Source organism: Rhizobium sp. AC27/96 (assembly GCF_001692325.1).
In the GTDB taxonomy this organism is placed as follows: domain Bacteria; phylum Pseudomonadota; class Alphaproteobacteria; order Rhizobiales; family Rhizobiaceae; genus Rhizobium.
The window spans coordinates 326,665-351,899 of the sequence record NZ_LXKN01000046.1 but is presented as its reverse complement, the minus strand read 5'-3'; the positions used below and the strand labels follow the sequence as shown (position 1 = coordinate 351,899).

Sequence of the window (25,235 nt, the reverse complement as noted above, 5' to 3'; positions counted from 1 at the left end):
GGTCGTCGATGTCGTCACGAGGGGGCCAGTATCAGTTCTTGTTCTGTTGTTGCTGCACTTGCTGCGACTTTGGATCGAGCTGGATCTGGACGCGGCCCCCACAGGAATCCAGCTGCGCTTCACCCGTCGCCATATGCACGGTGAGCTGGCAACCTGTGAAAACGTTCGGTCCGTCCGTCAATACAACCTTCTTGCCCTTGAGGACGGCGAGCTGGTTTGTCATGTCGAAGGAACCGTCTTCGGCGGTCGCCGTCTGCGTGCCGGAAACGAGGTAGACCTTATCGGTGACCAGAATATGGTCGATATTGGCATTGCCGGAGACCAGGGACTCGTTCTGCTCCTTGGCGACCTTGGCGACGGGATTGTCCGCCGGCTTGGGAGCGTTGGCATCGGTCGGCTGCTTCTTCTTGTAGAAGACAGTCATCTTCCCGGCCTGCATCGTCGTGGTTCCCTGAACCACCTTGACGTTGCCGGTGAACACGGCCTGGCTCTCCGCGTCATGGATTTCCAGCTTGTCGCTTTCGATCTGGATCGGCTGATCCTTCGAAATGGCGAGACCGGGCATCTTGCTTGTCGTTGCCTGCGCACCTGCTTCGGCGGCTGCAAACAGAGCAAGCGCGCCAATGGCACAGAAAAGGCCGGCCCTGCGCCGGCGGGAGTTGAAAATTGAATGTGTCCAATCGTTTATCATGAACCGCCCGGCTTCTTTTCGCTAGCTGAATTGTTGAGAGCGGACGGTTCGATATGCACCTGAACCTGCCCGTCGAGTTCGATTACGCTCCCCTTATCCGTCATCTTGAGCGAACGCGCAACAACCGACATGCCACCTCGAAAGATTGAAACCTGATCCTGGCTCGACAGGTCGCCCTTCTTGACATCCAGGAATGCGGTCCTGAATTCGGCGCGCAAGCCATTGTCCATCACAATGGTGAAAGGTTCTGTCAGTTTCAGCGTGTCGGCCTGCCGGTCGAAGTCCGCGCTTTGAGCGGTAACATGTGCGATCACGTCCGTATTGACAGGCATGGATGCCTTGATGGTCTTGAGCGTGATCATGTTGGGGTTCTTGATATCCTGCAGCGCTTTTTCCGCGAGCAGGGAATAGTTGATGCCGTCCTTGTTGCGGCCGGCGATTGCGGGGCGCTCCATCACGACCTTGCCATCCTCGATCTTGGCGCCCTCGATCTGGATCTCGGCCGGCAGGTAGGCGCGGATGACGGAGACGCCAACGAAGATCAGCGAGACGATTAACGCAGCCAGCGGCAATAGCACTTTCAGTCTTCTCACGCGCGAGGAGTGGAAGATTGCGTCCTTATACGGGCTGCGTTCCGGCAAAGCGCGGACGGTCTCGCCGGGGGTCTCGATCGTATTCAGCATGCAACAGGTCCGTCTTTTCTGATCCGGAGAACCGCATTGACGTTATGCGGGGCTGTGTCAAAAAGCCCATCGGATCGTTTCGCATTATTGCACTGGCTTGCCAATATGGATTTTTTTCTGCAACCAAGCAAATTTGGCGGAGAAATATGCCATAAGCCGGTTTCATCCGATCGGGGTATGTCCTATCTGATGAGCCAGCAGAGCGACGTGCCGCCGACGACATCGAAAACGGGAACAGCTTTTCTCTGAGGATTGTGCCTGTTTCAAGATGTCATGTATCCGGTTCGTAGCGCATTCAGTTTGTTGCAGGGAGAAATAAGGCGTGATGGACAGTTCTGCAATCGCGGATCGGCGACAATTACGCCGCAGGCTTGGTTTCTGGCGCATTGTTGCCGTTTTGCTCCTCGTGGCCCTTGGTTTTGCGCTCTATCGTTTCATCGCCGGGGACTTGCCGGATGCGCGAGGACCACAGGTCGCTCGCGTCACGATCTCCGGGCTCATTCAGGACGATCCCGAGCTTCTGGAGCGATTGAAGAAGATCCGCGACAATGATCAGGTCAAGGCGCTGATCGTCTCGATCTCGTCGACCGGCGGAACGACCTATGGCGGCGAGCGCATCTTCAAGGCGATCCGCGCCGTAGCCGCCAAGAAGCCTGTCGTCTCCGATATCCGCACCGTTGCCGCCTCGGCCGGCTACATGATCGCCGCCGCCGGTGATGATATCGTCGCCGGTGACACCTCGATCACCGGCTCGATCGGCGTCATCTTCCAGTATCCGCAGGTCAAGGATTTGCTCGACAAGGTCGGCGTGTCCCTCGACGAGATCAAGTCGGCGCCGCTGAAGGCCGAGCCTTCGCCCTTCCATCCAGCCAGCGAAGACGCCAAGAACATGATCCGCAACATGGTCATGGACAGCTATGGCTGGTTCGTCGATCTCGTCGCGGATCGCCGCAAGCTGCCGCGCGAAGAGGTGTTGAAGCTCGCCGACGGCAGCATCTTCACGGGCCGTCAGGCGCTTCAGAACAAGCTGATCGACACGCTTGGCGGCGAAGACGAGATCCGCGCCTATCTCGAAACGCGCAAGGTCAGCAAGGACCTGCCGATCGTCGATTGGAAGCCGGAAGACAAAAGCTCGTCCTTCTTCTGGCCAAGTGCCGCGGCCTGGTTGCTAAATGGCCTTGGTTATGGTGATTTTCTGAAGGCAGATGGCTTTCAGAAAGTCATGACAGATAAGTTGTTTCTTGACGGCCTGCTTTCTGTTTGGCAGGGTGCAGCCAACTGATAAATCAATGATTTAAGGGGGTAGCCGTGATCAAGTCGGAATTGGTGCAGATTGTTGCCGCCCGCAACCCGCATCTCTATCACCGCGACGTCGAAAATATCGTCAACGCAGTCCTCGATGAGATCACCGATGCGCTCGCCGCCGGAAACCGGGTTGAACTTCGCGGCTTCGGTGCTTTCTCCGTCAAGAACCGTCCCTCGCGCTCCGGTCGCAACCCGCGCACGGGCGATACGGTATTCGTCGAGGAAAAGTGGGTTCCCTTCTTCAAGACCGGCAAGGAGCTGCGCGAGCGGCTTAACCCGGGCGCCGGCGATGAGGAAGACGACAACTGATCGTCTGGCTTCGGTCGAATTTTCCCGGGATGGCCCTTCGGACATGATTGTGCCGCGACGCGGTGGCACTTGAACTCGGCCGCGTCTTTTCTATTGTGCGGCTTAAGGCGGTGCGTGTGCGATCTACACGGTACGTCTGGATAAAGGAGCTGCGCGATGGCCAAGAAGATCGTCAACCTGCTGATATTGCTGCCGCTCGGCATCATTTTTATCGTATTCTGCGTTGCCAACAGGCAGTCGGTGACACTTGCGCTCAATCCATTCCGGCCGGACGATCAGGTGTTGTCGCTGCATGCGCCGCTCTTCGTCCTGCTGTTCGTGGCGCTGATCGTCGGCATGCTCGTCGGCGGCGCGGTGACCTGGTTCAGCCAGGGAAAGCATCGCAAGCGCGCCCGTAGCCAGTCGCTCGAGGCGGTGCGCTGGCAGGCGGAGGCTGATAAGCACCGCACGCGCGCCGAGCAGATTGCCGGGCAGCTTCCGTCAAAGTGACTGGATGCCGCGAAGCCGCATTTCCTTGTAGTCGCCTTCCGGCGAAGCTCCGTCGCCGATGATTTCGAAGCCGAGCGCCCGATAAAAAGCCATGGCATGCGTGTTTTTGACCAGGCATTTCAATCGATATCGGCGTTTCGGCCAATCCGGCAGGGCGGCAAGCAGGGCTTTGCCGGCGCCGCGGCCCTGAAATGCCGGGAGAATATAAAGCATATGGATGAAGTCGTCCGCGTCCCATAGCGCCGCGAAGCCTGCGATCAAACCATGCAGGTCCTCGCAAACCAGCAGGCGCTCGCCCGCCGAATGAACGGCGAAATCCTCAAGGTTGAAATGGCTGGGATCGACCCAGAGGAACGTCTGCCGGCGAACGCTCAGATAAATCTCGGCAAGAAGCGGCATATCCTGCTCGCGTGCCGGACGGATGGTCCAAGTCTCGGGTATCGTTGTCATGACTCGATTATATGGGCGCCAAATGTGATCGTGGCAATCAGGCTTTGGCTTGGCCGTTGATCGCTGCAGTGAGATCGGAAAAGAACTGCTGTGTAATCTTCTTGGCGCTGGAATCGACCAGCCAAGAGCCAAGCTGCGCGATCTTGCCGCCGACCTGCGCATTGGCTTCGTATTGCAGGATGGTCTCGTTGCCGTCTTCCTTAAGGACGACGTCTGCTCCGCCCTTGGCAAAGCCGGCAATCCCACCTTTTCCCTCGGCATAGATCGTGTAGCTTATCGGAGGGTTGATATTGGAGAGCGTCACATCGCCGTTGAAGGACGTCGAGAGGGGACCGATCTTCAACCTCACGGTCGCGGTCAGTTCCGTCGAGGAGACCCATTCGAGGCTCTCACAGCCGCGAATGCACTGCTTGAGCATATCGGGGTTGTTCAGAGCCGCCCAGACTGCGTCCCTGGGTGCCGCGATCCGCTGTTCGCCGGTCATGTCCATACGCAATCCTTCCAATGCGACATTATGAACATGGATCATCGCAGATCGGAAAGCGCTTTGCCAAGTGGCGGCCAGATGCTATTTGCACGCTCATATCAATTTTGAGACAAGCATGGTGAAACATAGGGAAAACCGGCCCGGTCAGAAAGCAGCGGGCGGTCTCGGGGCAAAACCCCGGCGTGACATGCCCGGCAAGCCGCCGGCAAAGCCCGCGCATGCCTTGCGGCCTGCCAAACCTTCGCGCGATCACGGCGAGCGGGTAACCGAGCCGCGCGCTGCCGCATCGGTGGCTGCCGCGCCCGAACGTCCGCTGATCGCCCGAACCGGCGAGCGGTCGGCAGAGCGCGTGCCAGTCATTCTCGAGTCGCTGGGCGCCGGGGATTTTCACCTTATCGACACCGGCAACGGTCTGAAGCTTGAGCAATACGGCCCTTATCGCATCGTGCGCCCCGAGGCGCAGGCGCTGTGGCCGCCATCGCTCGCCGCCCATCTGTGGGACAATGCCGATGCCATCTTCACCGGCGATACGGACGAGGACGGCATGGGCCGCTGGCGCTTTCCGCGCGAGGCGCTCGGCGAAACCTGGCCATTGCAGTTGCTTGGTGTCGATTTTCTCGGTCGCTTCACCGCGTTCCGCCATGTCGGCGTCTTTCCCGAGCAGATCGTGCATTGGGCGTGGATGAAGGAGCAGGTCGAGGCGGCGAAACGGCCACTGAAGGTGCTGAACCTCTTCGGCTATACCGGCGTGGCGTCGCTCGTCGCGGCCGCCGCCGGCGCGGAAGTGACCCATGTCGATGCCTCCAAGAAGGCGATCGGCTGGGCGCGAGAAAACCAGGCTCTGGGCCGCATGGAAAAGCTGCCGATCCGCTGGATCTGCGAGGATGCGATGAAGTTCATCCTGCGCGAAGAGCGCCGCGGCAGCAAATACGACATCATCCTCACCGACCCGCCGAAATTCGGCCGCGGCCCGAATGGCGAGGTCTGGCATCTTTTCGAACATCTGCCCTCGATGCTGGATATCTGCCGCGAGATCCTGTCGCCGAAGGCGCTTGGACTGGTGCTAACGGCCTATTCGATCCGCGCCAGCTTCTACTCGATCCATGAATTGATGCGCGAGACCATGCGCGGGGCCGGCGGTGTCGTCGAATCCGGCGAACTGGTCATCCGCGAGGCCGGCCTTGATGGCCGCACGCCGGGCAAGGCGCTTTCCACCTCTCTCTTCAGCCGCTGGGTGCCGAAATGAATCAGGATTTCCGTAATGACGGCCCGCGCAGGGTCGGGCAGGTCAAGGAGGTCACCTCGCTTGCCAATCCGATCGTCAAGGACATCAAGGCGCTGACAGTCAAGAAATCGCGCGAGGAGAGCGGCGCTTTCCTGGCCGAAGGCCTGAAGCTGGTCATCGATGCCCTCGAGCTCGGCTGGACCATCCGCACGCTGGTCTACGCAAAGTCCGTGAAAGGCAAGCCGCTCGTCGAGCAGGTGGCCGCAAAAACCGTGGCGTCCGGCGGGTTGGTGCTGGAAGCGAGCGAAAAGGTCATCGCGTCGATCACCCGTCGCGACAATCCGCAGATGGTGGTGGGTGTCTTCGATCAGCGCTGGCGGCAGCTGAGGGATGTCAAGCCGCAGGTTGGCGAGACCTGGGTGGCGCTCGACCGCGTGCGCGATCCCGGCAATCTCGGCACCATCATTCGCACCGCCGATGCGGCAGGTGCCTCCGGTGTCATCCTCGTCGGTGAAACGACCGATCCGTTTTCGCTGGAAACCGTGCGCGCCACCATGGGTTCGGTCTTCGCGATGCCCGTCGTCAAGGCCACGCCCGAAGAGTTTCTGGCCTGGAAGAAGAAGGCCGATGTCTCCGTCGTCGCCACACATCTGGCCGGCGCGGTCGACTACCGGACCATCGATTACAAGAAGAAGCCCGTCGTCATTCTGATGGGCAACGAGCAATCCGGCCTGCCGGATGTCCTGGCGAAAGAGGCCGATGCGCTTGCCCGCATTCCGCAGGCCGGCCGCGCCGACAGTCTCAATCTGGCAGTTGCGACGGCCGTCATGCTGTTCGAAGCCCGCCGCCATATCCTGACCCTTAGCGAGAGCCGATGACCGAAAGCGAGACCAATCCGCAGCCGCCTGCAAAGCCGGCGCTGTTTTCCCGGCCCTTGCCGATCCTGATCTTCATCGTAATCGCCGTCATCCTTGACCAGATCGTCAAGATCACGGTCGATCACTGGCTGCCGCTGCAGGAAATGGTTCCGGTCATTCCGATGCTGGCGCTCTATCGCACCTACAATCTCGGCGTCGCCTTCTCGATGCTGTCAGGCATGGACGGCTGGTTCATCGTCGGCATGCGGCTTGTGATCGTCGCCTTCGTGCTCTGGCTTTGGCGGCATACGCCCAATCATCGCTGGCTCGCCCATCTCGGCTTTGCCCTGATCATCGCCGGCGCTCTTGGAAACCTGATCGACCGCTTCCTCTACGGCCATGTGATCGACTATATCCTGTTCCATACGGAAACCTGGTCTTTCGCGGTGTTCAACCTGGCCGATAGTTTCATTACAGTCGGCGCGGCCTGCGTGATTCTCGACGAGCTTCTGATGCCGAAAAAGGCGAAAGCTTAAAATTCTAGCGAATCCCTGAAGGCATCGGGAACGTTGCCCATGCTAGCCAGATTGCATGAGCACGCTGGCAAATCTGCAGGAAAAGCTTGCCGCTGACATTACGCGCGGCCAAACCGGATCGATCGAAGGACTGACCGGGAACGGTCCCCCCTTTGCCGAGCCAACCGAGACGCTGCACGAGGCGGAGCGGCGCCTGACACCGTCGGCGCGTTGGCTGCAACGCCATTGGCTGAACGGCGGTGGTCTGATTGTCGGTATTATCTTGCTCGCGATCGGCTTTGCCGGAGGTCCGCTGACCCTGGCCGGCGTTCTGGCCCTCGTGGCGATTACCCTTATCGCCATCGGCGTCTTCAATATGTGGAAAGACGCGCGGAAACCTGCCGCTGTCGCCGCCGATCTCAGCGAGAGCGAGCATGACCGTCTTTGGGAGCGCAGGGAAAGCAACAATCTGATTGCTACCATTCATGATGCGCTCGGCGATATCACTGTCACCCGCAGCATCGACCGACGGATCCTGGACGCCAACGCCACCTTCCGCAAGCTGACGGGCAAATCCAATCCCGAAGGTCTGACGCTGGAGGAGACCGGCCTGGTCTTCCGTGCCGTTACCGACGCAAAGCATCAGGATGCCGAGATATCGACGCCCGAGGGTCGTCGCATCTTTGCCTGGCATGATGTCATATTTCGCGATCCGTCGACGGGACAGTTGTGCATACAGAGTGTGGCGCGCGACGTGACGGAAGAACGCCAGACGACCCGCCTTCGCGAGGATGCAAGGCTGAAGGCCGAATATAACAGCGCCGCCAAGTCGCGGTTGCTGGCGACCGTCAGTCATGAAATCCGCACGCCTCTCTCGGGCATTCTGGGCATGAACCATCTGCTTGCCCAGACGCCGCTGACGCTGGAGCAAGCCAATTACCTGACGGGCATCCGCCAGTCGGGTCATGCGCTGGTGCAACTGGTCGAAGATCTGCTCGACTTCTCCACCATCGAGGTCGGTCGTTTCCAATTGCATCCCCGCAAGGAAGCTTTCCGGCCATTGCTGGAAGGCGTCGTCGAGATGCTTGCACATCGCGCCCATGAAAAGGGCATCGAAATCGCCGCGACCGTTGCCGCCGATGTACCCGAGGCGATGGAGTTCGATCCGGCCCGATTGCGCCAGGTCCTGTTCAATGTCCTCGGCAATGCGGTGAAGTTCACCCAGACGGGCGGCGTGCTCGTGCGCGCCAGCCTGCAAGGACGCAATCTCGCAATCTCGGTGCAGGATAGCGGCCCGGGTATGACGGAGGAGGAGCAGGCTCGTATTTTCGGAGAGTTCGAGCAGGCCGGCACCATCGTCGAGAGAAGCTCCGGCACCGGGCTGGGGCTTGCCATTTCGGCTCGTATTCTCCGCGAATTCGGCGGCGGACTTAGCGTCGCCAGCGAACGCGGCAGGGGCAGCGAGTTCACTGTCAGCTTCCCCATCGGGTTGGTTGCCGAAGAGGACGGAAACCTCAGGCGCGATGCCGTGCTCAAGGGGGCGCACGTCCTGTTGCTTGCCCCGGAGGGCGCGGCAAGCACCGCGATCGCGCAAACCATTCGCACGCTCGGCGGCCATTGCCGCCTGATCGGTGCCGACGATATCGATGTGCTGAAGCGCTCCTCTTCGACGCGGGAGCGTGGTGCCTGGACCGATCTCATCGTCGATCATCGCATGGCGCCCCTATATTTCAGGGAGGGCAACGAGCTCGCGATGCCGGCGCTGCGCAAGATTTTCCTCGTCAATCCCGAGGAGCGCAACACCCATCCGCTCGATCTCTTCGATGCCTGGCTCATCCGGCCGCTGCGCGAGCAATCGCTGATCGATGTGTTGAGCGGCCGCATGCGCGGCATGGAAAAGCGCGATGCCTTGATCGAAGCTGTGTCCGAGATCGGCATAACGACGCCTGAGGCTGAAGATCCCGCCCTTGAAATCCTGCTCGGCGAGGATGATCCGGTCAACGCCATGCTCATTCGCGCCATGCTTGCCAAGGCAGGCCACAGGGTCTGCCTGGTGGAGGATTTCGATGGTCTGCGTGCCCGCACGGAAAATGCCGAGCCACGGCCTGATGTTATCGTCACCGATTTCAACATGCCCGGCGGTGCCGGTGCGGCCGTGCTGGCGCAATTGCGCGCCCAGGAGCGCCGGCATGGGTTGCCGGCATTGCCGATCATCGTGCTGACGGCCGATAGCCGCGATGCGATCCGCCGCCAGGCCTTGCTTGCCGGTGCCGATGCCGTCATCGTCAAGCCCGTCGACCCCCAGCGATTGGTAACGACGGTGCAAAGCCTGTCGAAGCTGAGCTTCGAACGCGCATAGCCGGCTATTTCGTTTTAGAAGGAAGATTGCGGCCCGGATTCATCAATGCCCGATAGAAGGCATTGGCCGCCCTCAACCACAGGCAATCGGTGCCGCTAAGTTGGGGACTGTGCGTTCATTCGAAAATTGCAACGGGCACGCTTCTTGCTTTTAGCAATGCTGCATGTCACTTTCCTGTCGCATGAATTTGGTTTATGGCGCTATATCGGCCCGTAGGGGGAGAATCGCCATGTCCATCGAAATTTTGAATCGCGAAGCTCAGGGCGAAATGGTTCAGTCTTCAAAGGCAACGGTTGCGCCGGTTGCCAGCGATGTGCTTGGACGCATCGGAAATCTAGAAACTCGCCTTGCCCGCACGGCGAGCGAGATCGATGCCGCTCAGGCTGTCCGCTATCGTGTTTTCGTCGAGGAGATGAAAGCGCAATTGCCGGCTGACGCCATGCGTCGCCAGCGCGATATCGACGGCTGGGATGCCATCTGCGACCATCTGCTCGTCCTGGACCGGTCGCTCGAAGGCGATCCGGAAGACCAGATCGTCGGCACCTATCGCCTGCTGCGCCAGGAAGTGGCCATGGCCAATGGCGGCTTCTATTCCGCCTCCGAATTCGATCTGGATGCGCTGCTTGCCCGTCATCCCGACAAGCGCTTCATGGAGCTTGGCCGCTCCTGCGTGCTGCCGGAATACCGCAACAAGCGTACGGTCGAGCTTCTATGGCAGGGCAATTGGGCCTATGCGCTAAAGCACGGCATGGGCGCGATGATCGGTTGCGCCTCTTTCCCGGGCGTCCTTCCGGAACAGCATGCGCTGGCTCTTTCCTTCCTCTATCACAACGTCCTTGCCAAGGATGAGTGGACCGTCGGCGCCTTGCCGTCGCTCGCCCGCAACATGGACCTGATGCCGGTCGAAGCCGTCAATCCGAAGAAGGCGCTGATGGCGCTGCCGCCGCTGATCAAGGGCTATCTGCGCCTCGGCGCCATGGTCGGTTCGACGGCCGTCGTCGATCAGGCCTTCAACACGACCGATGTCCTCATCGTTCTGCCGATCGCAAGCATCTCGGACCGCTACGTCAATTATTACGGCGCGGACGCAGGTCGCTTCGCCAGCTAACTGATCTCAAGGGATCGCGAAAATATTGATCGCATCCGTGATGCCCCTCAAGGAGACTTGATGGGATTGCGGGCTCAAGCCGTGCGCGGTCAGCAATGCCGCGGCACGTGGATTGTCGAGGACGGAGCTCGTGGCGAATATGTCGCGTGATGTGGCGAGGTGCTGCACGCGCGAGGCGATGTTGACGGTTTGTCCGAAATAATCCTGCCGCTCGTTCAGGCTCACTGCAATGCAGGGGCCTTCGTGGATGCCGATCTTCAGCAGAAGATCGTCGTTTCCGCGCTCCCTGTTGAAGCCGAGCATGGCTTCGCGCATCCGCATCGCCGCGACCAATGCCCGATCCGGCGTCGGAAAGGTGGCCATGACGGCATCGCCGATGGTTTTGACGACCGCACCGGCCTCCGCCCCCACGATCTCGTGCAGAATGCTGAAATGCGTTCTCACCAGATCGAAAGCGGCAAGGTCGCCGACCCTTTCATAGAGCGCCGTCGAGCCGCGCAAATCTGTGAAGAGAAAGGTCAGGCTGGTGATCTTCAGGCGCTGATTGATGTCGATGGTGTCGGTGCGATAGATGTCGCGAAAGGTCTGGTTGGAAAGCAGCTGTTTTGCCGTCAGGAATGGCCGCCGCTGGCCGATCAGCGTGTGAAACACCTCGTTTGCGAAGACAACCGATGGCAGCGCGCGGGCGTCTGAATGGTTTTCCAGCGAGATACGCACGGAACCCGGCTTCAGCTCCATGATGTCGTTGTGCAGGTACATCCGGTCGAACACGAGCGAGAGGGCCTGCCGTTCCTTCGATGGCTGCCCCTGCACCTCGATAAACTGCGCGGCATGCGTCACCGGTTCGAAAATGATGATGAACCCCGCCGGCAACTGAAGAGATACGACGGCCTTCTCTCCAACAGGCAACTCCAGGGCTTCCAGGACGAACTGATCGAACTTTTCCTCGTAGCCGTCATCGGGAAGATCGACGCCCGAGCCCCAGTAAATCTGCCGGAAATACTCAAGCGGCGACAGATTATGCGGATCATGAGCCTCGATGCGGCGCACGCGCGGACTGACGGTGAAGGTGACCTCAACCATGTCATCGAGCGTCGGTTCGTATCCGGCGGCGCACATCACGCATCTGTAGGTTTCGCTCTGTACGGTTTTCAGCGAGGTATTGGCATCCAATACCCCGCCGCAACTCGGACAAACGATATTCCATGACATGTCGAACAGGCCAAGGCGCGAGCCATGCAGGAAGGCATTGATGGTCTGTTCCTCGTCGAAGCCTCTGTCGGTCGCGAAGGCAAGCGCGTTCACGCGGTTGAGCTTGCGGTCGGGCGCCTCGAGAACGAGCCGCTCGATCGTGTCGACGATATCCGGCTGCGCCGAATTGCGCAGTGCTGCGAACAGGGGCTGGGCGTCACTCATCATCATAGTCTCCACCGAAATCCTACGGTAACTATCATCTTCGTTCGGCCCGCCCGCTGTGCTATTCGCGGTGTCGATCAGGATCCCGCGCCGTAGGCAGCGATTGCGGCCATGTTGACGATATCGGAATCCTTCGCGCCCATCGAGGTGATCTGCACCGGCTTGTCGAGCCCGACGAGCAGCGGTCCGATCACGGTTGAGCCACCGAGTTCCTGCAGCATCTTGGTGGAGATCGCAGCGGAATGGAAGGCCGGCATCACGAGTACGTTTGCCGGTCCGGAGAGACGCGAGAATGGATAGAGGCTCTCCAGGATCTTGCGGTTCAACGCCACGTCGGCTGCCATTTCGCCATCGAATTCGAAATTCACATAGCGCTTGTCGAGGATGTTGACGGCCTCTCGCACCCGCTCGGAACGCTCGCCCGAGGGATGGCCGAAGGTGGAATAGGCGAGCATGGCGACGCGCGGCTCATAACCCATGCGCCGCGCGAAACCCGCTGCCTCTTCGGCGATATCGGCCAGTTCCTCGGCGGTCGGCATGTCATGCACGGCTGTATCGGCAACGAAGACGGTGCGGCCGCGGGCGAGCACGATCGAAACGCCGATGACCCGGTGCCCTGGTTTCGCGTCGAGGCAGCGGCGCACGTCGCCGAGTGCCGTCGAATAGTTGCGCGTCACGCCCGTCACCATGCCATCGGCATCGCCCAGTGCCACCATGCAAGCGGCAAAGTGATTGCGGTCGTTGTGGATCAGGCGCGTTACGTCGCGGTGCAGGTAGCCCTGGCGCTGCAGGCGGGCATAGAGATAGTCGATATAGGCGTCGACCCGCTTGGAAATACGGGCGTTGACGATTTCGAGGCCGGGGCGATTGAGGTCGATGCCGGCGCGTTCGGCGGTGGATTGGATCAGATCCTCGCGGCCGAGCAGGACGGCAGTGCCGAGACCCTGATTGGCGTAGGAGAGGGCGGCGCGCATGACCTGTTCTTCTTCGGCCTCGGCAAAGACGATGCGCTTCTGGTGCCGGCGCACGCGTTCATAAAGCTGCGACAGCGTAGAGGCGATCGGATCGCGGCGTGCGGAAAGCTCGCGGGCATAGGCGTCCATATCGGGCATGTCGCGGCGGGCGACGCCGCTTTCGATCGCCGCCTTGGCGACAGCCACCGGGATTGCCGAGATCAGACGCGGATCGAACGGCACGGGAATGATATATTGTGCGCCGAAGCGCGGCCTTGCGCCTTGGTAAGCGGCGACAACGTCGTCGGGAACATCCTCGCGCGCCAGGCTCGCCAGCGCCCTGACGGCGGCGATCTTCATCTCGTCGTTGATGGTGGTGGCGCGCACATCGAGCGCGCCGCGGAAGATATAGGGAAAGCCAAGGACGTTATTGACCTGGTTCGGATAGTCCGAGCGGCCGGTCGCCATGATGGCATCGTCGCGGATGCGGGCGACTTCTTCCGGCGTGATTTCCGGATCGGGATTGGCCATGGCGAAAATGATCGGCTTGTCGGCCATCGAGCGGATCATGTCTTCCGAGAAGGCGTCCTTCTGCGACAGGCCGAACACGACGTCCGCATCCTTCATGGCTTCGGCCAGCGTCCGCCTGTCGGTCTTGACCGCATGCGCCGACTTCCACTGGTTCATGCCCTCGCTGCGGCCCTGATAGATCACGCCCTTCGTGTCGCAGAGAATGATGTTTTCCGGGTTGAAGCCCATGGCCTTGATCAGCTCGATACAGGCGATCGCGGCAGCACCCGCGCCATTGCAGACGAGCTTGGTGGTCTTGAGGTCGCGGCCGGTCAATTCCAGCGCGTTGATCAGGCCGGCGGCGGCGATGATTGCGGTGCCGTGCTGGTCGTCATGGAAGACCGGAATATCCATCAGTTCGCGCAGCCGCTGTTCGATGATGAAACAGTCGGGCGCCTTGATATCCTCGAGATTGATGCCGCCAAAGGAGGGGCCGAGATAGCGCACGCAATTGATGAATTCATCGACATTCTCGGTGTCGATTTCGAGATCGATCGAATCGACGTCGGCGAAGCGCTTGAAGAGGACAGCCTTGCCTTCCATGACCGGCTTGGAGGCGAGCGCCCCCAGATTGCCGAGGCCGAGAATGGCCGTGCCGTTGGAGATGACGGCGACCATGTTGCCGCGTGCGGTATAATCATAGGCGGTGGCCGGATCGGCGGCGATCGCCTTCACGGGAACGGCTACGCCGGGCGAATAGGCAAGGGAAAGATCGCGTTGCGTCGCCATCGGCTTGGTGGGGTTGATCTCAAGCTTGCCGGGTCGGCCCTGCTTGTGAAAGTCCAGTGCCTCCTGATCGGTGATCCCGGTTCCCGGACGCGACTTGCTCTTGCTGTCAGCCATTTTTCCTCCAAACCTCCTGTGGGCGACCGGTCCCTCTTGCCCGATAGCTGTTGTCTTCTATACCGGCGCGCGGATAGGGTGACACCTCATTTTTTGGAAAAACTGCACCTCCGTGAACGAACGTAAAACCCACAGCGTCGATGCTTTCTCGGCCGCCGAGCTTGCCTCGGAGGAAAGTCGCGCCTCAGCGACTCCGATGATGGAGCAATATATCGAGATCAAGGCGAACAATCCCGGTTCGCTCCTGTTTTACCGCATGGGCGATTTCTACGAATTGTTCTTCGAGGACGCCATCGATGCGTCGCGCGCGCTCGGCATCACGCTGACCAAGCGCGGCCAGCACATGAGCCAGGATATCCCGATGTGCGGGGTGCCGGTTCATGCCGCCGACGATTATCTGCAGAAACTGATTTCTCTGGGCTTCCGCGTCGCCGTCTGCGAGCAGGTGGAAGATCCGGCCGAGGCGAAGAAGCGCGGCGGCAAGTCGGTGGTGCGGCGCGATGTCGTGCGTCTGGTGACGCCAGGCACGATCACCGAGGAAAAGCTGCTCTCGCCCTCGGAATCCAATTATCTGATGGCGCTGACGCGCATTCGCGGCGGTGCCGAGCCGCAGCTGGCGCTCGCCTGGATCGATATTTCGACGGGCGTATTCCGGCTGGCGGAGACCGAGGCTTCGCGGCTGCTTGCCGATATCCTGCGCATCGATCCGCGCGAGCTGATCCTGCCGGATACGATGTTCCACGATCCCGAGCTGAAGCCGGTCTTCGATATTCTCGGCCGCACCGCCGTTCCGCAGCCGGCCGTGCTGTTCGACAGCGCCAGCGCCGAGGGCCGCATCACGCGCTATTTCGGCGTATCGACCCTCGATGGCTTTGGCACGTTCAGCCGCGCCGAGCTCGCCGCTGCGGCAGCGGCTATCGCCTATGTCGAAAAGACCCAGCTTGCCGAACGGCCGCCGCTCGGGCTGCCGGAGCGGGAAAGCGGTGCATCGACGCTGTTCATCGATCCCGCCACCCGCGCCAATCTCGAACTGGTACGCACGCTCTCCGGCGATCGCAACGGCTCGCTGCTGAAGGCGATCGACCGCACGGTCACCGGCGGTGGCGCCCGGCTTCTCGCCGAACGGTTGATGTCGCCGCTCACCGATCCCCAGCGGATCAACGAGCGACTGGATTCGATCGGCTTTCTGGCGGAAGAGCCTTCGCTGAGCGGCGATCTGCGCTCGGCGCTGAAGCATGTGCCCGACATGCCGCGCGCCCTCTCGCGCCTGGCGCTGGATCGTGGCGGCCCGCGCGACCTCTGGGCCATCCGCCAGGGTCTCGGTGCCGCCGGTGATGTCGCCCGCATGCTCGGCTCGGCCCTCCTGCCCGAGGAATTGAAGGCCGCATTGGCCGGGCTCAGCGGCTTGCCCGCCGATCTCGAAGCGCTGCTCGCCGCCATGCTCGCCGACGAACTGCCGCTACTGAAGCGCGACGGCGGTTTTTTGAGGGAAGGGGCGAATGAAGAGCTGGACGAGGTGCGGGCGCTGCGTGACCAGTCACGCCGGGTCATCGCCGGCCTGCAGCTGCAATATGCCGAGGAAACCGGCATCAAGTCGCTGAAGATCAAGCACAACAATGTGCTCGGCTATTTCATCGAGGTCACGGCGGGCAATGCCGGTCCCATGACCGATACGTCCGAGGCCAAGGCGCGCTTCATTCATCGCCAGACCATGGCGAATGCCATGCGGTTCACCACGACCGAACTTGCCGATCTCGAAAGCCGCATCGCCAACGCTGCCGACAAGGCGCTCGCCATCGAGCTGAAAGCTTTCGACGAGATGGTCGCGGCCGTCGTCGCCAATGCAGAAGCGATCAAGGCCGGCGCTCGCGCGCTGTCGGTGATCGATGTCGCGGCCGGCCTTGCGCTGTTGGCCGAGGAGCAGGCCTATTGCCGCCCACTCGTCGACGCGAGCCGCATGTTCGCCATCGAGGGCGGTCGCCATCCGGTCGTCGAGCAGGCACTGCGCCGTCAGGCCGGTGGACCCTTCGTCGCCAATAATTGCGACCTTTCGCCGACATCAGACGGCAAGGACGGCGCCATCTGGCTTTTGACCGGCCCGAACATGGGCGGTAAATCGACCTTCCTGCGCCAGAACGCGCTCATCGCCATTCTCGCGCAGATGGGCGCCTTCGTGCCCGCCGCTTCAGCCCATATCGGCATTGTCGACCGGCTGTTCTCGCGAGTCGGCGCATCCGACGATCTGGCGCGCGGCCGATCCACCTTCATGGTCGAAATGGTCGAGACGGCGGCGATCCTCAATCAGGCGACCGAGCGCTCGCTCGTCATTCTCGACGAGATCGGCCGTGGCACCGCCACGTTCGACGGACTGTCGATCGCATGGGCCGCCGTCGAGCATCTGCACGAGGCCAATCGCTGCCGCGGTCTCTTCGCCACGCATTTCCATGAGCTGACGGTCTTGTCGGAAAAGCTCGGGCGGCTCTCCAATGCCACCATGCGCGTCAAGGAATGGGACGGCGACGTCATCTTCCTGCACGAGGTCGGGCCGGGGGCTGCCGACCGCTCCTACGGCATTCAGGTGGCCAGACTTGCCGGCCTGCCGGCGTCCGTGGTGGCACGCGCCCGCGACGTTCTGACGCGGCTTGAGGATGCAGACCGCAAGAACCCGGCAAGCCAGCTCATCGATGATCTGCCACTCTTCCAGGTCGCGGTTCGCCGCGAGGAGGCCGTGGGACGACGCGAGCCGTCCAAGGTCGAAGAGAGGTTGAAGACACTCGACCTCGACGACCTTACGCCGCGCGGCGCCCTCGATGTGCTCTACGAGCTGAAGAAAACTGTGACCAAGGCCGGCTGACCGAAAGCGATTTCCAGGGACATTAGGATGCATATCGAAAATCTTCTCTCCGAGGTCCGCGTATTGGCCGATCGCTTTTCTCCCATCGCCGCTCGCGGCAAGATCTGCGGCGAGGGCGAGCCGCCGGATTGCGAGTCCGATCGCGGTCTTCTGAACATCGCTCTGTCCTGCAGCCGCATTTCCGACATCTGTTCGAAGATCGCCAAGGCCGGCTATTGGGAATGCGAGCGCGAAATGGTCATGCAGATTGGTGCCCAGTCGCGAAACATATTACATAGCTTGAACGAGCTTAGACGGGCGCTGGATATGCCGAGGCCCTGAAACTGCCGGTTTCTGCATCGATTGCCGTCACGCTTCGTCAACCTTGACCCGATAGAAATCCTGAGATCATGGATTCGGCTCAGGCTGGATTATGGGAATTTCGGTGCAGATTGCCTGTGTCAATCGCCGGGCAAAGAGGCTATAGCGCATGCAGACGAAAAGACAGGCGCGCCGCCAGTGGCCCGTGGTCAACGAACAGGAATCCGGTCGGCAGAGCATGGAAATGCATGACATCGATTTTCCGGCTATTCTCGACGTTCCCTCGCTGAGAGCGGAATGCGAGGCTCTTGCCAAGCGCAATCTGGATAAGAACGAGGAGCGGTCCGCTCTGCTTGCCCTGTTGAAGAAGGCAAGCCAGGAGGGACGCGAAGAGGCACGCCGCCTGCTGGCTTTCCAGGGCAGCGGGCTCGATTGCGCCCACCGCATTTCCTGGCTGCAGGACCAGATCATCACGGTTATCTACGATTTCACCGTCCAGCACGTTTTTCCGAAGCGTGCAGGTAGCTTCTCCGTCACCGCCGTCGGCGGCTATGGCCGCGATACGCTGGCGCCGGGCTCGGATATCGACCTTCTCTTTCTCTTCCAGCCGAAACCGGACAGCGAAACGCACAAGGCGGTCGAGTTCATTCTCTACATGCTCTGGGACATGGGCTTCAAGGTCGGCCACGCCACGCGCACGGTCGAGGAGTGCATCCGCGAGGCCAAGTCCGATATGACGGTACGCACCGCCATTCTCGAGACCCGCTATATCTGCGGCAATGCACCGCTCGCCAGGGAATTGGAGGCGCGTTTCGACAAGGAGATCGTCACCAATACCGGTCCCGAATTCATCGCCGCCAAGCTGGCCGAACGCGACGAGCGCCACCGCAAGGCAGGCGATACCCGCTATCTGGTTGAGCCCAACGTCAAGGAAGGTAAGGGTGGCCTTCGCGATCTGCACACGCTGTTCTGGATCTCGAAATATTACTATCACGTCCGCGATCCCGTGGAGTTGGTGAAGCTCGGCGTGCTCTCGAAGCAGGAATATCGGCTGTTCGAAAAGGCCGAGGATTTCCTCTGGGCCGTGCGCTGCCACATGCACTTCCTGACGGGCAAGGCGGAGGAGCGTCTTTCCTTCGACATCCAGCGCGATATCGCCGCTGCCCTCGGCTATCACGCCCGCCCCGGTCTTTCCGCCGTTGAGCGCTTCATGAAGCACTATTTCCTTGTGGCCAAGGATGTCGGCGATCTCACCCGCATCCTCTGCGCAGCACTTGAGGACCAGCAGGCCAAGGCGACGCCGGGCCTTACCGGCGTCATCAGCCGCTTTGCCAATCGCTCGCGCAAGATCCCCGGCACCGTCGAATTCGTCGAGGATCGCGGCCGCATCGCGCTCGCGAATCCCGACGTCTTCAAGCGTGATCCCGTCAGCCTCATCAGGCTGTTCTTCGTCGCCGACATCAACGGACTGGAATTCCATCCGGATGCGTTGAAGCGCGTCACCCGCTCACTCGGCCTGATCGACAACCATCTGCGCGAGAACGAGGAGGCGAACCGGCTTTTCCTTTCGATCCTCACGTCCAAGCGGGATCCGGCGCTCATTCTCCGCCGCATGAACGAGGCCGGCGTGCTCGGCCGCTTCATTCCGGAATTCGGCAAGATTGTCTCGATGATGCAGTTCAACATGTATCACCATTATACGGTGGACGAGCATCTGATCCGTGCCGTCGAGGTGCTGTCGGAGATCGACAAGGGCAAGGCAGAGGATATCCATCCGCTGACCAACAAGCTGATGCCCGGTATCGAGGATCGTGACGCGCTTTATGTTGCCGTGCTCCTGCACGATATCGCCAAGGGCCGCGAGGAGGATCACTCCGAAGCCGGCGCCAAGGTGGCCCGCAAACTCTGCCCGCGCTTTGGCCTGTCGCCCAAGCAGACCGAGCTGGTGGTGTGGCTGATCGCCGAGCATCTCACAATGTCGATGGTCGCGCAGACGCGTGACCTGACGGATCGCAAGACCATCATCGACTTCGCCGATCGGGTACAGTCGCTCGACCGGCTGAAGATGCTGCTGATCCTGACGGTCTGCGATATCCGCGCCGTCGGGCCGGGCGTCTGGAACGGCTGGAAGGGCCAGCTGCTGCGCACGCTCTATTATGAAACCGAGCTGCTGCTGGCCGGGGGCTTCTCCGAAGTGTCGCGCAAGGAGCGGGCCGAGGCCGCTGCCCACGCGCTCGAGCACGCGCTTGCGGATTGGAGCGAGAAGGACCGCGAGGCCTACGTCAAGCTGCACTACCAGCCCTATCTCTTGTCCGTGCCGCTGGAGGACCAGATCCGCCACACCCAGTTCATTCGCCAGACGGACAAATCGGGCAAGGTGCTGGCGACCATGGTGCGCACCGACAGCTTCCACGCCATCACCGAGATCACCGTGCTCTCGCCCGACCATCCGCGTCTCCTGACCGTGATTGCCGGCGCTTGTGCGGCGGCGGGCGCCAATATCGCCGACGCGCAGATCTTCACGACGGCCGACGGTCGCGCCCTCGACACCATCCATGTCAGCCGCGAATTCGCCGACGATGCCGATGAGCTTCGTCGTGCCGGCACCATCGGCAAGATGATCGAAGATGTGCTCGCCGGCCGCAAGCGGCTGCCGGAAGTGATTGCGACGCGAACGAAGAACCGGCGCAAGAACAAGGCCTTCGTGATCCCGCCGTCGGTGATCATTTCCAACAGCCTCTCCAACAAGTTCACGGTCATCGAGGTCGAATGCCTCGACCGCACCGGCCTTTTGTCGGAAATCACGGCCGTTCTCTCGGATCTCTCGCTCGATATCCAGTCGGCCCGCATCACCACCTTCGGCGAGAAGGTCATCGACACTTTCTATGTTACCGATCTCGTCGGGCAGAAGATCTCCAACGAGAACAAGCGGGCCAATATCACCGCGCGCTTGAAGGCGGTCATGGCGGGCGAGGAGGATGAGATGCGCGAACGCATGCCCTCCGGCATCATCGCGCCCGCCGCCACGCGCTCGGCTGCCGCCGAAAAGTCCGATGTCGAAAAGAAGGCCGGTTCTGCCGCATGAGCCTCGTTAAGAAATTCATCACCGTCGGTGGGGCGACGCTTGGCAGCCGCATCTTCGGCTTTGCCCGCGAAACCCTGATGGCCGCAGCGCTTGGCACCGGGCCGATGGCCGACGTGTTCTATGCCGCCTTCCGCTTTCCAAACCTTTTTCGCCGCCTGTTTGCCGAAGGCGCCTTCAACGCGGCCTTCGTGCCGCTCTTTGCCAAGGAGATCGAAGCGAACGGTATCGAGGGCGCGAAGCGCTTCTCCGAGGAAGTGTTCGGCGTTCTCTTTTCCGTTCTGCTGCTGATCACCATCGTCATGGAGCTGGCCATGCCGCTGCTGGTGCGTTGGGTCATCGCGCCCGGCTTCGCCGACGATGCCGAGAAATTCGACCTGACCGTCCGGTTGGCCGCCGTCATGTTCCCGTATCTGATGTCGATGTCGCTGACGGCGATGATGAGCGGCATGCTGAATTCGCTGCATCATTTCTTCGCTGCCGCCGTGGCTCCGATCTTCCTCAACCTGGTGATGATCAGCGCCCTGTTTTACGCGATCTATTACGGCGCCGATCCGCTGACCACCGCTTGGTACCTGTCCTGGTCGGTGCTGGTGGCAGGCGTGCTGCAGCTGGCCGTCGTCTATATCGGCGTGCGCCATGCCGGCATCAATATCGGCCTGCGCTTTCCGCGCTTCACGCCCAATGTCAAACGGCTACTGCTTCTTGCCATCCCGGCGGCCATCACCGGCGGCGTCACCCAGATCAATCTGGTGATCGGCCAGGCGATCGCCTCGGGCAAGGAAGGCGCGATCGCCGCCCTGCAATATGCAGACCGCATCTACCAGCTGCCGCTCGGCGTCGTCGGCGTCGCAGTCGGAATCGTACTTCTGCCCGAACTGGCCCGCTCGCTGAAGTCAGGCCATATCCAGGAAGCTGCCAATACCCAGAACCGCTCGATCGAATTCGTGCTGTTCCTGACCCTGCCAGCCGCGGTTGCCCTCTGGCTTCTCTCCGACGATATCATCCGCGTGCTTTACGAGCGCGGCGCCTTTAATGCAGAAAATACAAAGCTGGTCGGCTCCATCCTCGCCATCTTCGGCCTTGGCCTGCCGGCTTTCGTGCTGATCAAGGCACTACAGCCCGGCTTTTATGCCCGCGAAGATACGAAATCGCCGATGCGCTACACGGCCGTCGCCGTCGCCGTCAACTCGGTGCTATCAATCCTGCTTTTCCCGGTGCTGGCCGAACGGGGCATTGCGGTCGCCGAAGCGGTTGCCGGTTGGCTGAACGCCGTACAGCTCTTCGTCACGCTCTATCGTCGGGGTCACCTTTCCTGGGAGTGGTCGCTGGCGCGCCGCACTGTGATGCTGCTCATCTCCTCCGCTGTCATGGGCGGCGTCATCGTATATCTGGCTGATCGCTGGGAACCGCTTCTGGGGGGGAGCTCGTCGCTGCTGACCAAAACCGGCGTTCTGGGCTTGCTCATATTGATTGCGATGGTGGTGTATTTCGTTGTGGCCTTCATCATCGGCGGCGTGGATTTGGACATGATACGCCGCAAATTGAAGCGTAAGCCGGCATAGCCCGTTTCGGATGCGGAGGTGGTGAAGGGCGGGTAGGCTCGTTCCTTCGCCCCGCAATGCGGGGAGAAGGTGGCTTGGAGCGATCGAACGGAGTGAGATTGCGACAAGTCGGATGAGGGGCCTTCACCAATGTCGCGACAAAAGTAAGATGTGCCGGCACCACGATCGCTGCGGCTGACCAGGATAGTCTGCCGACGCCTAGCTTCTGTGCATGGCCCCTCACCCTAGCCCTCTCCCCGCAAGCGGGGCGAGGGGACGGCATTCACCAAATGTGGAGTCCTCCAATGCCCCAATCCCTCTTCCTCGTCGCCCTCGTCGTTGATGATTACGATCGCGCCAAGGCCTTCTATTGCGACGCCCTGGGTTTCGAGTGCCTGCAGGATGAAGTGCAGCCGGAGGGCAAGCGTTGGGTTGTCATCAAGCCCAAGGGCACGGAAGGGGCGGCGCTGCTGCTCGCTCAAGCTGCCGACGATAGCCAGCGCGCCGCGATCGGCAACCAGACCGGCGGCCGCGTCGGCTTCTTCCTCAAGACCGATGACTTCGCCCGTGATCATGCGGCGATGCTTGGCAAAGGCGTGCAGTTTCGGGAAGAGCCGCGCCATGAGGTCTATGGCACGGTGGCCGTCTTCGCCGACCCCTATGGCAATACCTGGGATCTGATCCAGCATTCTTCGTGAGCCTCCAAGACATAGCCTCTTGATCCCAGCCTGTCTGCCGTGCATAAGCCGCTCGAAACCAAGGGTCGAGCGCGGCTCTGGAATCAAATAGTGGAGCATGATGTCGTCCGAAAACCGCTCACACTTTTCGGCATCATGCTCTAGGCCCTCCACAAGCCTTTCGAGGACGACATGACCGAATTCAAGCCGCTCGTATTCTCCGGCGTCCAGCCCACCGGCAACCTTCATCTCGGCAATTATCTCGGCGCGATCCGCAAGTTCGTGGCCCTGCAGGCCAACAACGACTGCATCTATTGTGTCGTCGACATGCATGCGCTTACCGCCCAGCTGGTGCATGAGGACATGCCGGGCCAGACGCGGTCGATCACCGCCGCATTTCTGGCTGCCGGCATCGATCCGGAAAAACATATCGTCTTCAATCAGTCGGCCGTACCGGGCCATGCCGAACTCGCCTGGATCTTCAACTGCGTCGCCCGCATCGGCTGGATGAACCGCATGACGCAGTTCAAGGACAAGGCCGGCAAAGATCGCGAGCAGGCCTCCCTCGGCCTTTATGCCTATCCGAGCCTGATGGCCGCCGACATCCTGCTCTATCGCGCCACGCATGTTCCTGTTGGAGACGACCAGAAACAGCATCTGGAGCTCACCCGCGATATCGCCATGAAGTTCAATCTGGACTACATGGAGCATATTCGCCGCACGGGCTATGGCATCGACATCACCGTCGGCGACGAGCCGGTGCATGCCTATTTCCCGATGGTCGAGCCGCTGATCGATGGCCCGGCACCGCGCGTCATGTCGCTGCGTGACGGCACCAAGAAAATGTCGAAGTCAGACGCCTCGGACCTGTCGCGCATCAATCTGCTCGACGACGAAGAGAACATCTCGAAGAAGATCCGCAAGGCCAAGACCGATCCGGATGGCTTGCCGAGCGAAGCCGATGGTCTCGCCGGCCGGCCGGAAGCCGACAATCTGGTCGGCATCTATGCAGCGCTTGCCGACAAGTCCAAGGCGGAAGTTCTGTCCGAATTCGGCGGTCAGCAATTCTCGGTCTTCAAGCCGGCTCTGGTTGATCTTGCCGTGCACGTGCTTTCGCCGATCACCACCGAGATGCGCCGGCTGATGGCCGATCCAGGCCATATCGATAGCGTCCTGCGTGACGGCAGCGCCCGCGCCCGCGCCCGCGCCGACGTGACGATGAAGCAGGTGCGCGATATCGTCGGCTTCATCTACTGATGATCTTGTAGGGCAGGGCTCCCGTCGAAAAACGGGGGCTTGCAAAACGCCGTCTCCGGGTGTTTGAGTCGCCGCATGGTATCAAAACGTCTCTCACGGCTCGAAGGTCATCGCCGCAAATTCATGGCGGTCATCGACGGCACACCGGAATGCCAGCGCGCCGTCCATTATGCCGGCCGGCGTGCCAAGAATTCCAATGGCGGCCTCGTGCTCCTCTATGTGATCCCCGATGGCGACTTCCAGCAATGGCTTGGCGTCGAGGAGATCATGCGGGCGGAAGCGCGCGAGGAAGCCGAGGCGGTGACGGCAAAGGCGGCCCAGACCATCCGCGAGACTGTCGGCATTGATGCGGAAATCGTCATTCGTGAGGGATCCGCCGCCGAGCAGATCAACGCGGTGATCGAGGAGGATCGCGATATCGCGCTTCTTGTTCTCGCTGCCGGTTCCGCCAAGGAGGGCCCGGGCCCGCTGGTTTCGTCGATCGCAGGGCGAGCGGCAGCTTTCCCGATCCCCGTGACGGTGCTGCCGGATACGCTGACCAACGAAGAAATCGATGCGCTCAGCTGATGCGCCAGACGATTTCTTGAGAAACACTCTCTTGAATAAACTGGCCAAAAAGCCTATCTTCTTTTGAAGTATTCTAAAGTCGGGACCGGGTTTTGCCCGCCGCATGGAGATCAAGATGTTCATTCAGACCGAAGCGACGCCGAACCCCGCGACCTTGAAGTTCCTGCCGGGCAAAGTGGTGATGGAAACCGGTACGGCCGAGTTCCGCAGCGCCGACGAAGCTGAGGCTTCCCCGCTTGCGGCCCGTCTCTTCGAGATTCCCGGCGTCACCGGCGTCTATTTCGGCTACGATTTCATTTCCGTCTCCAAGGAAGAACAGGAATGGCAGCACCTGAAGCCCGCCATTCTCGGCTCGATCATGGAGCATTTCATGTCCGGCAAGCCCGTCATGGGCTCCGCTTCGGTTCTGTCCGAGGTGCAGGATGCCGGCGGCGAATTCTTCGATGAGGGTGACGAGGCGATCGTGCTCACCATCAAGGAATTGCTCGATACGCGCGTGCGCCCGGCCGTTGCCCAGGATGGCGGCGACATCACCTTCCGCGGCTTCCGCGACGGCAAAGTCTACCTCAATATGAAGGGATCCTGCGCCGGTTGCCCGTCTTCGACAGCGACGTTGAAGCACGGCGTGCAGAACCTGCTGCGCCATTTCGTGCCGGAAGTGCAGGAAGTCGAAGCCGTTTAATCCAGACGTTTC

Annotated in this window: 22 protein-coding genes; 16 read left to right on the top strand and 6 right to left on the bottom strand. The window is 61.0% G+C overall.

Features of this window, described 5'->3' with window-relative positions; translation table 11 throughout:
* Positions 1–31 precede the first annotated feature (31 nt).
* Entirely contained in the window at positions 32–691 is a 660-nt protein-coding gene (locus A6U86_RS27095; protein WP_068397677.1) for an LptA/OstA family protein, read from the bottom strand.
* Positions 688–1,374: an LPS export ABC transporter periplasmic protein LptC gene (gene lptC / locus A6U86_RS27090; RefSeq protein WP_068397675.1), complete on the bottom strand. Its 687-nt coding sequence runs from the start codon at positions 1,372–1,374 to the stop codon at positions 688–690. Before lptC ends, A6U86_RS27095 begins: the two co-directional genes overlap by 4 nt.
* A gap of 325 nt (positions 1,375–1,699) precedes the next feature.
* On the opposite strand from lptC, the gene sppA reads away from it, so the two are divergent.
* The 3 genes from sppA to A6U86_RS27075 all read left to right on the top strand — a co-directional run bounded on the left by sppA (position 1,700) and on the right by A6U86_RS27075 (position 3,477).
* Positions 1,700–2,656, top strand: a complete 957-nt coding sequence (gene sppA, locus A6U86_RS27085) for a signal peptide peptidase SppA (RefSeq protein ID WP_068397672.1) — start codon at positions 1,700–1,702, stop codon at positions 2,654–2,656.
* A 26-nt stretch (positions 2,657–2,682) separates the two neighbouring features.
* Entirely contained in the window at positions 2,683–2,988 is a 306-nt protein-coding gene (locus A6U86_RS27080; RefSeq protein WP_004120746.1) for an integration host factor subunit beta, read from the top strand.
* 156 nt (positions 2,989–3,144) lie between these two features.
* Entirely contained in the window at positions 3,145–3,477 is a 333-nt protein-coding gene (locus A6U86_RS27075) for a LapA family protein (RefSeq protein ID WP_068397669.1), read from the top strand.
* Here the strand turns inward: A6U86_RS27075 and A6U86_RS27070 are convergent.
* Both A6U86_RS27070 and A6U86_RS27065 read right to left on the bottom strand, forming a co-directional pair.
* Positions 3,469–3,927, bottom strand: coding sequence for a GNAT family N-acetyltransferase (locus A6U86_RS27070; RefSeq protein WP_068397667.1), 459 nt, complete (start codon positions 3,925–3,927; stop codon positions 3,469–3,471). The genes A6U86_RS27075 and A6U86_RS27070 overlap by 9 nt on opposite strands.
* Positions 3,928–3,964: 37 nt before the next feature.
* Entirely contained in the window at positions 3,965–4,417 is a 453-nt protein-coding gene (locus tag A6U86_RS27065; RefSeq protein ID WP_068397955.1) for a CoxG family protein, read from the bottom strand.
* Between the two features lie 115 nt (positions 4,418–4,532).
* Between A6U86_RS27065 and A6U86_RS27060 the strand changes: the two genes are divergently transcribed.
* The 5 genes from A6U86_RS27060 to A6U86_RS27040 all read left to right on the top strand — a co-directional run bounded on the left by A6U86_RS27060 (position 4,533) and on the right by A6U86_RS27040 (position 10,478).
* Positions 4,533–5,660, top strand: coding sequence for a class I SAM-dependent methyltransferase (locus A6U86_RS27060; RefSeq protein WP_198929097.1), 1,128 nt, complete (start codon positions 4,533–4,535; stop codon positions 5,658–5,660).
* Entirely contained in the window at positions 5,657–6,517 is an 861-nt protein-coding gene (locus A6U86_RS27055; protein ID WP_068397661.1) for an RNA methyltransferase, read from the top strand. The genes A6U86_RS27060 and A6U86_RS27055 overlap by 4 nt, the downstream gene beginning before the upstream one ends.
* Positions 6,514–7,032 carry a signal peptidase II gene (lspA, locus tag A6U86_RS27050; RefSeq protein WP_068397652.1) on the top strand — a complete coding sequence of 173 codons (519 nt, stop codon included), beginning with the start codon at positions 6,514–6,516 and terminating at the stop codon, positions 7,030–7,032. The genes A6U86_RS27055 and lspA overlap by 4 nt, the downstream gene beginning before the upstream one ends.
* A gap of 55 nt (positions 7,033–7,087) precedes the next feature.
* Positions 7,088–9,370: a PAS domain-containing hybrid sensor histidine kinase/response regulator gene (locus A6U86_RS27045; RefSeq protein WP_068397649.1), complete on the top strand. Its 2,283-nt coding sequence runs from the start codon at positions 7,088–7,090 to the stop codon at positions 9,368–9,370.
* 268 nt (positions 9,371–9,638) lie between these two features.
* A complete protein-coding gene (locus A6U86_RS27040) occupies positions 9,639–10,478 on the top strand; it encodes a GNAT family N-acetyltransferase (RefSeq protein ID WP_234906154.1) in 840 nt (279 codons plus the stop codon).
* 6 nt (positions 10,479–10,484) lie between these two features.
* Here A6U86_RS27040 and A6U86_RS27035 read toward each other — a convergent pair whose 3' ends face one another.
* Together A6U86_RS27035 and A6U86_RS27030 are read right to left on the bottom strand one after the other, a co-directional pair.
* Positions 10,485–11,894, bottom strand: a complete 1,410-nt coding sequence (locus tag A6U86_RS27035) for an adenylate/guanylate cyclase domain-containing protein (protein WP_068397952.1) — start codon at positions 11,892–11,894, stop codon at positions 10,485–10,487.
* 77 nt (positions 11,895–11,971) lie between these two features.
* Positions 11,972–14,260, bottom strand: coding sequence for an NADP-dependent malic enzyme (locus A6U86_RS27030; RefSeq protein WP_068397643.1), 2,289 nt, complete (start codon positions 14,258–14,260; stop codon positions 11,972–11,974).
* Positions 14,261–14,456: 196 nt separating this feature from the next.
* On the opposite strand from A6U86_RS27030, the gene mutS reads away from it, so the two are divergent.
* The 8 genes from mutS to A6U86_RS26990 all read left to right on the top strand — a co-directional run bounded on the left by mutS (position 14,457) and on the right by A6U86_RS26990 (position 25,223).
* Positions 14,457–17,114 carry a DNA mismatch repair protein MutS gene (gene mutS / locus A6U86_RS27025; protein ID WP_244510110.1) on the top strand — a complete coding sequence of 886 codons (2,658 nt, stop codon included), beginning with the start codon at positions 14,457–14,459 and terminating at the stop codon, positions 17,112–17,114.
* Between the two features lie 27 nt (positions 17,115–17,141).
* Entirely contained in the window at positions 17,142–17,435 is a 294-nt protein-coding gene (locus tag A6U86_RS27020) for a hypothetical protein (RefSeq protein WP_068397638.1), read from the top strand.
* 148 nt (positions 17,436–17,583) lie between these two features.
* The gene (locus tag A6U86_RS27015; protein WP_068397635.1) at positions 17,584–20,499 is read left to right on the top strand and encodes a [protein-PII] uridylyltransferase; all 2,916 of its coding nucleotides are present in this window, start codon (positions 17,584–17,586) and stop codon (positions 20,497–20,499) included.
* A complete protein-coding gene (murJ, locus tag A6U86_RS27010; RefSeq protein WP_068397632.1) occupies positions 20,496–22,061 on the top strand; it encodes a murein biosynthesis integral membrane protein MurJ in 1,566 nt (521 codons plus the stop codon). Before A6U86_RS27015 ends, murJ begins: the two co-directional genes overlap by 4 nt.
* Positions 22,062–22,345: 284 nt before the next feature.
* Positions 22,346–22,738, top strand: coding sequence for a VOC family protein (locus A6U86_RS27005; protein WP_068397630.1), 393 nt, complete (start codon positions 22,346–22,348; stop codon positions 22,736–22,738).
* 171 nt (positions 22,739–22,909) lie between these two features.
* Positions 22,910–23,974: a tryptophan--tRNA ligase gene (gene trpS / locus A6U86_RS27000; protein ID WP_068397628.1), complete on the top strand. Its 1,065-nt coding sequence runs from the start codon at positions 22,910–22,912 to the stop codon at positions 23,972–23,974.
* 75 nt (positions 23,975–24,049) lie between these two features.
* Positions 24,050–24,541 carry a universal stress protein gene (locus A6U86_RS26995; RefSeq protein ID WP_068397626.1) on the top strand — a complete coding sequence of 164 codons (492 nt, stop codon included), beginning with the start codon at positions 24,050–24,052 and terminating at the stop codon, positions 24,539–24,541.
* 115 nt (positions 24,542–24,656) lie between these two features.
* Positions 24,657–25,223 carry a NifU family protein gene (locus A6U86_RS26990; RefSeq protein WP_068397948.1) on the top strand — a complete coding sequence of 189 codons (567 nt, stop codon included), beginning with the start codon at positions 24,657–24,659 and terminating at the stop codon, positions 25,221–25,223.
* The last annotated feature ends 12 nt before the right edge of the window (positions 25,224–25,235 follow it).